Source organism: Thermomonas paludicola (assembly GCF_024498955.1).
GTDB lineage: Bacteria > Pseudomonadota > Gammaproteobacteria > Xanthomonadales > Xanthomonadaceae > Thermomonas > Thermomonas paludicola.
On record NZ_CP093311.1, the window covers coordinates 2,545,443 to 2,559,033 of the forward strand.

At 65.7% G+C, this 13,591-nt stretch carries 11 protein-coding genes; 8 read left to right on the top strand and 3 right to left on the bottom strand.

Going from position 1 to position 13,591, the window contains the following annotated elements:
- Positions 1 to 9: 9 nt before the first annotated feature.
- The 5 genes from LIW09_RS11990 to rpmG all read left to right on the top strand — a co-directional run bounded on the left by LIW09_RS11990 (position 10) and on the right by rpmG (position 3,533).
- On the top strand, positions 10 to 741 hold the full coding sequence (locus LIW09_RS11990) for a glycosyltransferase family 2 protein (protein WP_256645832.1): 732 nt from the start codon (positions 10 to 12) through the stop codon (positions 739 to 741).
- Between the two features lie 23 nt (positions 742 to 764).
- Entirely contained in the window at positions 765 to 1,088 is a 324-nt protein-coding gene (locus tag LIW09_RS11995; RefSeq protein ID WP_256645833.1) for a lipid-A-disaccharide synthase N-terminal domain-containing protein, read from the top strand.
- A 130-nt stretch (positions 1,089 to 1,218) separates the two neighbouring features.
- Positions 1,219 to 2,955: a DUF885 domain-containing protein gene (locus LIW09_RS12000; RefSeq protein WP_425507937.1), complete on the top strand. Its 1,737-nt coding sequence runs from the start codon at positions 1,219 to 1,221 to the stop codon at positions 2,953 to 2,955.
- A 163-nt stretch (positions 2,956 to 3,118) separates the two neighbouring features.
- Complete coding sequence (gene rpmB, locus LIW09_RS12005; RefSeq protein WP_256645835.1) at positions 3,119 to 3,355, top strand: 50S ribosomal protein L28; 237 nt, start codon at positions 3,119 to 3,121, stop codon at positions 3,353 to 3,355.
- A 10-nt stretch (positions 3,356 to 3,365) separates the two neighbouring features.
- Positions 3,366 to 3,533 carry a 50S ribosomal protein L33 gene (gene rpmG / locus LIW09_RS12010; protein ID WP_425507938.1) on the top strand — a complete coding sequence of 56 codons (168 nt, stop codon included), beginning with the start codon at positions 3,366 to 3,368 and terminating at the stop codon, positions 3,531 to 3,533.
- A 138-nt stretch (positions 3,534 to 3,671) separates the two neighbouring features.
- Here the strand turns inward: rpmG and LIW09_RS12015 are convergent, their stop codons facing one another.
- Entirely contained in the window at positions 3,672 to 4,232 is a 561-nt protein-coding gene (locus LIW09_RS12015; RefSeq protein ID WP_256645836.1) for an META domain-containing protein, read from the bottom strand.
- Positions 4,233 to 4,266: 34 nt separating this feature from the next.
- On the bottom strand, positions 4,267 to 5,124 hold the full coding sequence (locus LIW09_RS12020; protein WP_256645837.1) for an undecaprenyl-diphosphate phosphatase: 858 nt from the start codon (positions 5,122 to 5,124) through the stop codon (positions 4,267 to 4,269).
- A gap of 270 nt (positions 5,125 to 5,394) precedes the next feature.
- On the opposite strand from LIW09_RS12020, the gene glnA reads away from it, so the two are divergent.
- Positions 5,395 to 6,804 (top strand): type I glutamate--ammonia ligase, encoded by a 1,410-nt coding sequence (gene glnA / locus LIW09_RS12025; protein WP_256645838.1) that lies wholly within the window; start codon positions 5,395 to 5,397, stop codon positions 6,802 to 6,804.
- Positions 6,805 to 7,045: 241 nt separating this feature from the next.
- Entirely contained in the window at positions 7,046 to 8,386 is a 1,341-nt protein-coding gene (locus LIW09_RS12030) for an ammonium transporter (RefSeq protein WP_425507892.1), read from the top strand.
- 8 nt (positions 8,387 to 8,394) lie between these two features.
- Here LIW09_RS12030 and LIW09_RS12035 read toward each other — a convergent pair whose 3' ends face one another.
- Positions 8,395 to 10,227 (bottom strand): putative bifunctional diguanylate cyclase/phosphodiesterase, encoded by a 1,833-nt coding sequence (locus tag LIW09_RS12035; RefSeq protein ID WP_256645839.1) that lies wholly within the window; start codon positions 10,225 to 10,227, stop codon positions 8,395 to 8,397.
- Positions 10,228 to 10,541: 314 nt separating this feature from the next.
- On the opposite strand from LIW09_RS12035, the gene LIW09_RS12040 reads away from it, so the two are divergent.
- Positions 10,542 to 13,367, top strand: coding sequence for a TonB-dependent receptor plug domain-containing protein (locus tag LIW09_RS12040; protein WP_256645840.1), 2,826 nt, complete (start codon positions 10,542 to 10,544; stop codon positions 13,365 to 13,367).
- The last annotated feature ends 224 nt before the right edge of the window (positions 13,368 to 13,591 follow it).

The following is a 13,591-nucleotide window of genomic DNA, read 5'->3' on the forward strand; positions in this document are numbered from 1 at the left end:
GGTACCCGCATGAACCAACTTCCGCAACTCTCGGTGGTGGTCCCCGTCCACAACGAGGAAGGCAACGTCGCGCCGTTGGTACACGAAATCCTTTCCGCGCTGCGCGGGCGGATCGCCTTTGAAGTCGTCTATGTGGATGATGCTTCGCGCGATGCCACCCTGGCGCGGCTGGGCCAGCTGCAGGCAGCAACGCCCGAGTTGCGCGTTGTTCGCCATCTTGCCAACGCCGGACAAAGCACTGCCGTGCGCAACGGGGTGAAAGCGGCGCGCGCGCCGTGGATCGCAACGCTGGACGGCGACGGACAGAACGATCCGGCCGACATTCCGAACCTGCTGGCGAAGCGCGACGCCTCGCCCGCCGAGGTGAAGCTGTTCGCCGGCTGGCGGGTCAACCGCCAGGACAGCGGCAGCAAGCGCTGGGCATCCAAGTTCGCCAATGCGATCCGCAGCCGCATGCTGCGCGACGCCACGCCGGACACCGGCTGCGGCATCAAGCTGTTCGAGCGCGACGCCTTCCTCGACCTGCCGTACTTCGACCACATGCACCGCTACCTGCCGGCGCTGATGCAGCGTGCGGGCTGGCGCACCGTCAGCGTGCCGGTCAACCACCGCCATCGCACCAGCGGTGTTTCCAAATACAACAACCTCGGCCGCGCGCTGGTCGGGGTCAAGGACCTGCTGGGCGTGTCCTGGTTGATCCAGCGCAGCCGCCGCACCGCCACCGAAGAGCTGCCGCATTGATCTGCGCCCTTCCCGCCGGGTTCATGGATACGCCGCTTGCGGCGCTGGCGTGGACCGGCATCCACATGAGCCCGTGGAAACTGATCGGCCTGGTCGGCGCGCTGATGTTCGGCGGCCGCTGGCTGGTGCAGTTCGTTGCCAGCAAGCGCCACGGCAAGCCGGTGATCCCGCGCCTGTTCTGGTACATGAGCATCCTCGGCAGCGTCATGACGCTCAGCTACTTCGTGTTCGGCAAGAATGACGCGGTCGGCATCCTGCAGAACCTGTTCCCCAGCTTCACCGCCTGCTACAGCCTGTACCTGGACATCCGCCACCGCGGCTGGAAGCGCGACCGCGCGGGGCATTGAGCGGATTGCCGTCATTTCCGCGCAGGCGGGAATGACGAGCAAACGCCGATGCTACGATCCGCAGTCTCGCTCCCTTGGACGCCGTATCGTGAAGACACCGCTCCACGCCTGCCTGCTCGCCCTGTGCCTGATGCCCGCACTGGCGGCGGCGCAAACGGCGCCGGCGACGCCCCCGGCCGACACCGCATTCCGGACGATCTATCAGGCCGAATGGACGTGGCGAATGCAGCAGGCCTCCACCTGGGGTGAGGACAGCGACAACGCATCCGCCGCGCCCGCCACGCATTTGCCGGATGTGAGCCCGCAGGCACAGGCCCGGCAACTGGCGTATCTGGAGGGCGTGCTGAAGCAGCTCGATGGCATCGACGTGCGAGCGCTGTCGCCCGCCGAGCAGGTGAACTACGCGATCTATCGCCCGCAAATCGAGCACAAGGCGGCAGCGATCCGCTTCCGCGACTACCAGATGCCGTTCAACTCCGACAGTTCGTTCTGGTCGAACCTCGACTTCATGGCCCGCGCCGACCTGCGCGACGCCGCAGCCTACCGCGCTTACGCCGCGCGACTGCGCGACGTGCCGCGTTATTTCGACCAGCAGATCGCCAACATGCGCGATGGCCTGGCGCGCGGCTTCAGCGTGCCGCGCGCGGTCCTGGCGGGCCGCGACGGCTCGATCGCGATGACCGCCGGATTGAAGGACGCCGAATCGTCCAGCCTGTATGCACCCTACGCGAACATGCCGGCGACGATCCCGGCCGCCGAGCAGGACGCATTGCGCGCCGAAGGCCGCGCCGCGATTCGCGAGGCGGTGATCCCCGCGTTCGCCAAGCTGCTCAAGTTCTTCCGCGAAGACTACGTGCCGCACGCACGCACCACGCTGGCCGCCGAAGCCATGCCCGACGGCCGCGCCTGGTATCGCGAACAGATCCGCAGCTACACCACGCTGGATCTGTCGCCGGACGAGATCCACGCCATCGGCCTGAAGGAAGTCGCATCCATCCGCGCGCAGATGGACGCGATCATCGACACGCTCGGTTTCCAGGGGAAATCGAAAGAAACGCGCTTCGCCGACTTCCTCGCCTTCCTGCGCAGCGACCCGCAGTTCTATGCGAAAACGCCGCAGGAACTGCTCAACGACGCGGCCTGGATCAGCAAGCGCGTGGATGGCGAGATCGGCAAGCTGATCGGCACCTTGCCGCGCGGACGCTTCACCATCGTGCCGGTGCCGCCCAGCATCGCGCCGTTCTGGACCGCGGGACGCGGCGGCGCGGGCACCTACTGGCTCAACACCTACGACCTGCCCAGCCGACCGCTGTACAACCTGCCGGCGCTGACCCTGCACGAGTCCTCGCCGGGGCATTCGCTGCAACAGTCGCTGGTGTTTGAACAAGGCGCGCTGCCCGGCTTCCGCAAGGAATACATCAGCGCCTACGGCGAGGGCTGGGGCCTGTACAGCGAATGGCTGGGCAAGGAAATGGGGATTTACCAGACGCCCTATGAAGATTTCGGGCGGCTGACCTACGCGATGTGGCGCGCCTGCCGGCTGGTGATCGACACCGGCGTCCACCACAAGGGCTGGACCCGCGAACAGGCGCTGGCCTACCTGCGCGACAACACCGCGCTGTCCGAGCACGAGGTGACCACCGAGGTCGACCGCTACATCAGCTGGCCGGCGCAGGCGCTGAGCTACAAGCTGGGCGAGCTGACCATCATGCGGCTGCGCCGCGAGGCGGAAACCGCGCTGGGCGCGAAGTTCGACGTGCGCGCCTTCCACGACACGGTGCTGGCGCAGGGCTCGGTGCCGCTGCCGGTGCTGGAGTCGCGGGTGCGGGCGTGGATCGCGGAAGCAAAAGCCGCCGCGACGCCGTAAGCGGCGCAGGCCGGCGCGCCCGGCATTGAAGCGCAAGTGCTTGCGCGGAAAGGAAAAGCTCCGCATAATGTGCGGCTCGCTGCGTCCTGCAGCGTATCCCGCCCCGCGCGGGGCCGCCGTCACCCGGGCTACGGGCGACAATCACACACCATCGAGGTGCCCAGTGTCCAAAGTCTGCCAAGTAACCGGCAAGCGCACGACGACCGGCAACAACGTCTCGCATTCAAACCGCAAGACGCGTCGTCGCTTCCAGCCCAACCTCCACGAGCGCCGTTTCTGGGTTGCCTCGGAGAACCGTTGGATCAAACTCCGCGTTTCCGCCGCTGCGCTGCGCACCATCGACAAGAACGGCATCGATGCCATTCTGGCCGACCTGCGCAAGCAGGGCGACAAGGTCTGAGGAGAACTGAATCATGGCTTCCAAGCGCGACAAGATCCGCCTCATTTCCTCGGCCGGCACCGGCCACTTCTACACCACGGACAAGAACAAGAAAAACACGCCGAACAAGATGGAGGTCAGCAAGTACGACCCCGTCGTTCGCAAGCACGTGATGTACAAGGAAGGCAAGATCAAGTGATGTGACGGCGCATTCGCGCCTGCGCGAATGCCTGTGCCGGAACATCATCCCCGCGAAGGCGGGGATCCAGCCTTCACGGAAAACCCGCCCCACGGCGGGTTTTTTGTTGGCATCGGCCACGACCTCCGCAACCGCGACTCAGCCGCCGGTCGGCGCCACCCGCGCATCATCCACGCCATCGAAGGTGAACACGTCGCCGGCGGCGTTGGTCAGCACCAGCCGCGCCGGATCGACGGTTTCGAAGCGCATCGCCAATTCACCCTGCAGCCGCTTGGCCACTTCACCGTCCAGGCGCCGCACGGCCGGATCGGCACATGGCGCCATCGCCGCGCTGAACGGCTCGACCCGCAGGCGGTCGGCGCTGGCCGCGTGATGCGCGCTCATCACGCCACAGACGTTGCCCACGCTCACCAGCGACGCGTTGAAATCCAGCTGCACGGGCTTTTCCGGCCGCACGAACAGGGCGGCGATGCGCTGCCCCTTGCCATCGACGGCATCGGCCAGCGTCCAGTGGTAACGCGTCAGGGTCAGCACCGCCTGCAGGGCGCTTGGCCGCCCGCCATCGGCAGTCCCGACCGGCGTCGCCTCGGCGGGCGCGCCCGCCACGGACAGCGCGGGCGCCGTGAGGACAGCCGCCGGCTTCGGCGGGTGGCAGCCCGCCAGCAGGGCGGGCAGGAGCAGCGACGACAGCAGCTTCATGATGGGCCCTCTTGCAAACACGGACGTCACGGGATCAGCTCCCCAGCGGCAACCACAACAGCAGCGCCGCGCCCAGCGCGAAGCGATACAGCGCAAACCACGTGAAGCGATGGTGTTGGATGTAGTGCAACAACCACTTCACCGCCACGAAGGCAACCACCGCCGAAGCGATGAATGCCACGCCCAGCGCGGCCCAGTCTTCCTGGCCGACGCCACCGTGCCGCAGCAGCGACAGCAGCTCGTAGCCGGTGGCGGCGAACATGGTGGGGATGCCGACCACGAAGGCGAATTCGGTGGCGGCAGCGCGGCTGGTGGTGCCCGCCAGCAGTGCCACGAAGATGGTGGCGGCGCTGCGCGAGGTGCCGGGGAACACGCCTGCCACGACCTGCGCCAGACCGACCAGCAGCGCCACCGTCCAGCTGACCGACGTGCGTTCGCCATCGCGCGCGGCGCGGCGCGCGGCCAATTGCTCGGCCACCATCATCCACAGCGCCCCCAGGATCAGTGCCCAGGCGATCGGCCGCACCGTGTCCGGAAGCTCCCATCCCAGCTTTTTCACCAGCAACCCGAACATCGCGGTCACCGCAAACGCGGCCAGCAGCTTGAAGGCGTAGTCGCGCGACTGTGCGGGGCTGCTGGCGACGCCCAGCGGGTCGTGCGACGCCGGCGCGTCATGCCCGGCGAAGGCCAGCAGCATGCCCCAGAGCCGCCTGCGGTAAATCAGGGTGACGGCAAGGATGGCGCCCGCCTGAATGGCGATATTGAACAGCGCCGAGTAGTGGCGGCCCAGGAAATGTTCGGCAATCAACAGGTGGCCGGTGCTGGACACCGGCAGGAATTCGGTGATGCCTTCGATGATGCCGAGCAGCAGCGCGGCGAATAGGTCATTCATGGCGAGATGGCGTTGGGAACGGTGAGCCGCACCGCGACGGACTGCGCGCAGACGCAGCGGCGCAGCATAGCGGATGACGCAAAGCACTATATTGGTGCATCTGGATCATGAAATGCATCATGGTTGCGCAATTATCTGATCATGCTTTCAATTTCACCCTGTATATCAATAAGTTGTGAGGAAAATGCGCTTGGCACGCCGCGTGCATTACTTGTTCCGCCAGTGGTCCACCCGCCATTTCCCTCTGTTGTCCAGACTCCCGGAGCCCGCATGTCCCTCGAACACGTCGAAAAACTCATCCAGGATCACAAGATCGAATTCGTCGATCTGCGCTTCGCCGACCTGCGCGGCGTGCAGCATCACGTGACCTTCCCCAAGTCGATCGTCGATGCCAGCCTGTTCGAGGACGGCAAGATGTTCGATGGCAGCTCGATCAGCGGCTGGCGCGGTATCCAGAACTCGGACATGGTGCTGCTACCCGACCCGAGCACCGCGTTCGTGGATCCGTTCACCGCCGACCCGACCCTGGTGCTGACCTGCGACATCCTCGACCCCACCACCATGCAGGCCTACTCGCGCGATCCACGCGGCGTGGCCAAGCGCGCCGAGGCCTACCTGAAGGCCACCGGCATCGCCGACCAGGCGTTCTTCGGCCCGGAACCGGAATTCTTCATTTTCGATTCGGTGCGCTTCGGCAACGAGATGGGGCACACGTTCTTCCACATCGATTCCGAAGAAGCGCACTGGAACTCCAGCCGCGAGTACGCCGGCGGCAACAGCGGCTATCGGCCGATGGTGAAAGGCGGCTACTTCCCGGTGGCACCGCTGGACTCGCTGCACGACCTGCGCGCCGAGATGTGCAAGACGCTGGAAAAGATCGGCATCGAGGTGGAAGTGCATCATCATGAAGTGGCCAACGCCGGCCAGTGCGAGATCGGCACCCGCTTCAATTCGCTGACCCGCAAGGGCGATGAACTGATGTCGATGAAATACGTCATCAAGAACGTCGCCCATCGCAACGGCAAGACCGTGACCTTCATGCCCAAGCCCATCGTCGGCGACAACGGCAGCGGCATGCACGTGCACATGTCGTTGGCCAAGGGCGGCGTCAACCTGTTCTCCGGCGACGGCTACGGCGGCCTGTCGCAGATGGCGCTGTGGTACATCGGCGGCATCTTCAAGCATGCGCGCGCGATCAACGCCTTCGCCAACTCCACCACCAACAGCTACAAGCGGCTGGTGCCGGGTTACGAAGCCCCGGTGATGCTGGCCTACTCGGCCTCCAACCGCTCCGCGTCCTGCCGCATTCCCTACGTGGCCAACCCGAAGGCGCGGCGCGTGGAAATCCGCTTCCCCGACCCGATGAACAGCGGTTACCTGATCTTCGCCGCGCTGATGATGGCGGGCCTGGACGGCATCAAGAACCAGATCGACCCGGGCGCGCCCTCCGACAAGGATCTGTACGACCTGCCGCCGGAAGAAGAGAAGGGCATCCCCACCGTTTGCCACTCGCTGGACCAGGCGCTGGACGCGCTGGATGCCGACCGCGATTTCCTCAAGGCCGGTGGCGTGTTCACCGACGATTTCATTGACGCCTACATCGGCCTGAAGATGAAGGAAGTGACCGCGTTCCGTGGCGCCACCCATCCGCTGGAATACCAGATGTACTACACGATCTGATCGACGCCGGCGCCGGGCAGCCATCACGCCCGGCGCCGGCCCGGATCACGCAAGCCGATGCGCCTGCGCGTCGGCGCGAAGCCACTGATCCCCGCTTCGCTTCCTCCCCGGCAGGGACCAGTCAGGCCGGGAGCGCGCATCGACGGGTGCGCGTCTCCCGCCCTGTTGCCGACGAAGAGGCGGGGCGGGCGCAATACGCGAACTGACCGGGGAGGGCCGCCACATGCAAGGGCCTTGTGTCATGTCGTACTCGAACCAGTGCAGCCGCCTGCGGCGACGCACGCCTCTGCTGCTCGCCGCGCTCGCGCTGCTTCCGGCACACGCGGGAGCGGCCGTTCCAGCAGTGGCTGAAAAGGGCGATACCGCGTGGATGCTGACCTCCACCCTGCTGGTCCTGTTGATGGCGGTCCCCGGCCTGGCCATGTTCTATGGCGGCATGGTGCGCGCCAAGAACACGCTGTCGGTCATGGTCCAGGTGGCGATGGTGTTTTCGCTGCTGGTCCTGCTTTGGATCGCCTACGGCTACAGTGTCGCGTTCTCCGCCGGCAGCCCGTGGATCGGCGGCACGGACCGGCTGCTGCTGCGCGGCATCGGCGTTGATTCACTGGCCGCCACGCCCACCCCGGGCATCGGGGTTCCGGAATACCTCTTCATCGCATTCCAGGCCACCTTCGCCGGTATTACCGGGGCACTGGTGGTGGGCGCCTGGGTGGAACGCGCCAAACTGTCCGCGGTGCTGCTCTTCATCGTGATCTGGTTCAGCCTCGGCTACCTGCCGCTGGCACACATGGTGTGGGCCAGCGATGGCTTTCTCTTCAAGCTCGGCGCCCTCGACTTCGCCGGCGGCACGGTGGTGCACATCAATGCCGGGGTGGCCGGGCTGGTGGGCGCCTGGTGCGTGGGCAAGCGCTTGGGCTATGGCCAGACCGCGATCGCACCGCACAACCTGGCCATGACCTTCGCCGGCGCCGCGCTGCTGTGGGCGGGGTGGTTCGGGTTCAACGCCGGCTCCGCACTGGAGGCCAACGCCAGCGCCGCGCTCGCCTTCCTCAACACCCTGCTGGCACCTGCGGCCGCGGTGCTTGGCTGGACGTTGACCGAGAAGCGGATGCGCGGCAAGGCCTCGGCACTGGGCGTGGCCTCGGGCATGGTGGCCGGACTCGTGGCAATCACCCCCGCCTGCGGCACGGTCGGCCCGGCCGGCGCCATCGTCATGGGTCTGGTGACAGGTGCCGCCTGCGTGTGGGGGGTGAACGGCCTGAAGCGGTGCCTGCGCGCCGATGACAGCCTGGACGTGTTCGGCGTGCATGGGCTCGGCGGCATCCTGGGCGCCCTGCTGACCGGCGTGTTTTCGGCAGACTCCATGGGTGGCACGAAGTCGGTTGCCGCGGGTTACAGCATCGTCGCGCAGCTGGGCGTGCAGGCATTGGGGGTGGCCATCACGCTGGCCTGGATCGGGTTGGTGTCATTGCTTGCCTGCACGATCAGCGCGCGCGCATGCGGTGGCCTGCGGGTCGATGAGGATGCCGAGCGCGAGGGCCTGGACATCGCCGAACACGGCGAAACCGCCTACCAGAGCTGAGCACCAGATCAGCTGGCGGCAACCTGACGGGTTTGCACGAACTGCATGAAGGTCGCCATCGGCAGCGCCGGCGACCAGTGGAAGCCCTGCCCGAACTCGCAGCCGAAACGCTTCAACTGCTCCAACGTGTGGCCGTCTTCCACGCCCTCGGCCACCGTCTGCAAACCGAGGCAGCGCGCCATTTCGATGATGGCGCGCACCAGCCCTTCGTCCTGTGCGTTGACACACATCTGGCGCACGAACGACTGGTCGATCTTCAGCCGATGCACGGCAAAGCGGCGCAGGTAACCCAGGTTGGAATAACCGGTGCCGAAGTCATCGATGGCAATCCGCACGCCGTGTGCGCTCAACCGCCCCAGGGTGTCGCCGAGGTTGCGCGCGTCGGCCACCAGCAGCGATTCGGTCAGCTCCAGCTCCAGCGCCTCCGCCGGCAGGCCGCAGGCCGCCAACGCCCGCATGACTTCGCGCTCGATGTCGTCGCGCCGGAACTGCAACGGCGACACGTTCACGGCCACGCTCAGCTCGCCCAGCCCCTGGCTGCGCCACGCCTGCGCGTCCTGACAGGCCTGCCGCAGCACCCAAGCACCCACTTCGTTGATCAACCCGCTGCGCTCGGCGATCGGAATGAACTTGGCCGGAGGGATGAACCCCAATTCCGGATGCTTCCAGCGCAACAGCGCCTCGGCACCGAGGATGCGGCCGCTGCGCAGGTCGAACTGCGGCTGGTAATGCAACTGCAGTTCGCCATCGATCAACGCCGCGCGCAGGCCGGCGGCGATGTGCAGATGCTCGACGACGCTTTCGTTCATGCTGCCGTCGAAGAAACAGAACGTGTTGCGGCCGGAATCCTTGGCCTGGTACATGGCCATGTCCGCGTTCTTCAGCAGGACATCCGATTGCATGCCGTCGCGCGGGGAAACCGCGATGCCCAGCGATGCCGTCACCAGCACCTCGATGCCGTCCAGTCCGAACGCCTGCCCCAGCAGATGCGTGACCTTGGCGACCACGGCGACGATGGCATCCTCGTCCTGCAGCTCGCCCAGCAGGATCAGGAACTCGTCGCCCGATACCCGCGCAACCGTGTCCGAATCGCGCACGCAGCTGCGCAGCGCATCGGCCACCTGGCACAGCAAGGTATCCCCGGCGCCATGGCCCAGCGAATCGTTGATGGTCTTGAAGTTGTCCAGGTCGAGGAACATCACCGCGACCATGCAGCCGCTGCGCCGCGACTGCTTGAGCATGTATTCCAGCCGATCGCGCGCCAACGCGCGATTGGGCAGGCCGGTCAGGCTGTCGCGCTGGGCGAGGATTTCGATCTGCTCATACGACGCCTGCAACGCGATCTTTTCCGACTCCAGCTGCGCCATCGTGCCGCTGAGATCGCTGAGCAGCAGCCAGATGAAGAAACCGGTCACCGCCACGATCATGCAGATGATGAACACGCGCATGTTGCCTGACCCCACCGGCACGCTGGGCATCCCGCCGCCCAACTCGATGGCAAACAGTCCCAGCAACAACAGCAGCATCAGCGCGAGCAGGGTCAGGAACAGGCGCCGGCTGCCGAACATGCCGGCAAACACCAGCAAGGCCGGAAACGCCATCGGCGCTTCGTCATACAGCCCTTGCCCGGTGATGGCCAGCGCGCCCAGTGCGGCCATCATCGTCCATACCATCAGCACGCTGGCGCGGACGGGCTGACCGCGCTCATTCCACCACGCCGCAGCCAGCAACAAGCCGGCGGTCACCAGCTCGAAACCTGCGCCGAGATAATTCAGGCGCACCAGATTCAGCAGGCCCACCAGGCAAAACGACGCCACCAGTACCCAAAGAATCTGCCGCATTCGGCGCTGCTGCAGCGTCAGCAACATGACCGGGCGCCCGGAATCTGCAGATTGGAGTAAGGGTCGCCGCATGATCGGTGGGCCAGGTTCGCCGACAACGATCTCCGAGGCTATCAGCTTGCCCGCTGTGGCGCACGGAGACCCCCGGACAGGCACGGCTGCGCCACGATTGTTTCGTCGGAAATCCGCATGGTCAGGGCGTATTCGCGTCTAGCTGCCACGCGAAGCCAGACACGACCATCACAAAGGGAATGCCCGGCCAATGAATGGCTGTGGGCGCTTCCGCCATACCAAACAAACCAGGGGAACCACCGATGTCGATGAAATCCGTTTGCCTGCCGGCCCCGCTGGCACTGGCGATCTGCCTTGCGCTGCATCCCGCACCCGTCTCCGCACAACAGCAGGACGCCGGCACGGCCAGCGCCACCACCGACCAGCAGGTCGACGCCAAAACCCTGGAGAAGGTGGAAGTCACCGGTTCGCGCATCAAGCGCACCGAGGTCGAAACCGTGGATCCCATCCAGGTGTACACCGCGCAGGATCTGGCCAAGCAGGGCTACTCCACGCTGTACGACGCGCTGTCCAATCTCAGCGTGAACACCGGCGTGTTCGTCGGCGAAGAACAGACCAACAACTTCAACGCCAACGCGCAGGCGCTGAACCTGCGCGGCTTCGGCCCCGGCTACACGCTGGTGCTGCTGAACGGCAAGCGCATGCCGATGCTGCCCAAGCCTGCCGGCAACATTTCCGGCAACGTCATCAACCTGGCCATGATCCCGGCCTCGGCCGTGCAGCGCGTGGAAGTGCTGACCAGCGGCGCGTCGGCGATCTACGGCTCCGACGCGGTGGCCGGCGTGGTCAACGTGATCCTCAAGGACAACATCGACGAGACCACCTTCCGCTACCGCTACGGCAACACCGCCGACGGCGGCGGACGCTCCGACAACTTCACCCTGTCGTCCGGTTTTTCGCATGGCGACACGCATCTCAGCTACGGACTGGAATGGGACCGGCGCCGGCCGATCCGCGGCGACCAGCGCGACTGGTTCGCAGACCCGTCGAAATCGCCCGATCCCGACTACCGCGCACTCGACCAGGTGATGTCGTTCTGGGACCGCGGCGCGCCGGGCGGCTGGGGCCTGCTGGACGTCGGCAACCGTTGCGCCACGCTGGGCTATGAAGCTGTTCGCCCGGGCTGGGCCGGTCCCGGCAGCGAAAAGTATTGCGGCGACAACGTGTTCGGCACCTACACCGTGCGCAACGGGCGCGAGCGCATCTTCGGCTTCGCCGATCTCAGCCACCGCTTCGGCGAGCACGAGTTCCACGCCAACCTGATGTCCGCACGCTCCACGGCCGACGCCGGCCTGTACCGCTACAGCTACGGCGTGGACTACGACGTGATGGAGGACGCCAACGACCTGAATTCCACCTACTACGGCTCGCGCCAGATCTGGCGCTCGTTCCGCGATTTCGAAACGCCCACCAGCAACCAGCACTTCAGCGAGACCAGTCATATCTTCAGCGCTGGCCTGAGTGGCCCGCTGGGGAAGTTCGACTACAACCTCGGCTACACCTACGGCCTCTATCGCTACAAGGACAGCGTCCAGCGCTTCGACGACCAAGCGATGATGTCGCTGCTGTTCGGCACCAAGGGGGTGGATTGGGCGCAGCCGTGGGCACCCGATCGCTGGCTGACCGTCAGCCGCGACTCGCTTGACGCGAACATGCTGCCAACCGGGCTGGACTATTTCGGCGTACTGACGCCGGGCATGTTCGCCAGCGCAGTGCGCACCTCGGTGGGCGACGGCCGCTCCACCTCGCAGACGCTGAGTGCCGACATCAGCGGCGACCTGCTGCAGCTGCCGGCGGGCCCGCTGGCATTCGCGGCCGTGGTGGAAGCCAGCCGCGATTCGTATCGCTTCCTCACCGATCAGGCCACCGTCGATGGTGACATCTACGGCTGGAGCGGCATCCGCGGCCATGGCAAGCGCAACCGCTACGCAGCGGGCGGTGAACTCGCGGTGCCTCTGACCAAGCAAGAGTCGGCGATCGGCCAGCTGGACGCGAAAATCGCCGTGCGCTATGACTACTACGATGACGCCTCCGACGTGGGCGGCGCGGGCACCTACCAGGTCGGACTGTCGTGGAGGCCGATTGACTCGCTGATGTTCCGCGCCTCGCGCGCCACCTCGTTCCGCGCGCCGGACATGCACGTGATGTTTGCCGAGCGCAGCTCCTCCTACACCAGCGGCGTCGACTTCCTGACCTGCGTGCAGACCGAGCACCTCCAGCCCGGACAAAGCTGGCAAAGCTGCGGCACCAAGTACGGCACCGGCTCGATCCGCCAGTATTCGGAAGGCGACCCGCACCTGCGCGAGGAAACCGGCTACACCGATTCGCTCGGCATGGTCGCGCAGCTCGGCACGCACCACTCGTTCACCCTGGACGGCTTCCGCATCCATCTGGAAGACCAGGTCGGCATCATCGGCGCCTACACGGTCCTGCAATACGCCGCGGAGTGCCAGCTGGGCTTCAATGCCGCAGGCGACAGCATCGACATCCACTCACCCAAGTGCCAGGCGATGCTGGCGCGGGTCACGCGCGGCGGCCCGAAAAACGGCGTCAGCTCGGTCATCACCAGCCCGTTCAACACCGGCATGCACCAGCAGGACGGCTTCGATTTCACCTGGCTGAGCCAGTACAACGGCACGCCCTATGGCGATTTCAGTTTCCGCCTTGGCTACACCCACATCCTGAAGACGCTGGACCGCTACCTGCCGGAAGACGCGGTGGAGGACATCCGTGACGCGCAATGGAACAGCGAATTCCGCACCCGCAGCTACGGCACGCTGAGCTGGACCATCGAGAAATTCAACGCCAACCTGCACATCAACCGCCTCGGCACCTCGCCCGAGCGCTGGGCCGACACCTACAAGCGCCTGCCCGCGTGGACGACCGCCAACCTGTCGCTTGGCTGGCGCTTCAGCGACGCGCTCTGGGCCGGCCTCAGCGTGACCAACCTGCTCAACCGCAGGCCCGATCTGGTGGACTCCGAGAAGTGGTGGCCGTACGCCGACATCAGCAAGTACAACCCGACCGGTGCGGAGTATTTCCTGACGGTGGAATACAAATTGAAGTAATGCAGCACCGGTGCGCCCGCCTGGCATCAAGCCCGTTCCAACATCACCCTCGCGCAACGATCAGGCCGATCGATCGTTGATCCGGAAACAAGAAAGGCTGGTCACGGCGTCATGCCGTGGCCAGCCTTCATGTATTGCAATCGATATTCTCTTCCGTGGTCGCGTGGCTCCACCGGCCACTTCGAACGCCAACGGCCTGGCCCTGTTGCAGCCCTGACGCCATG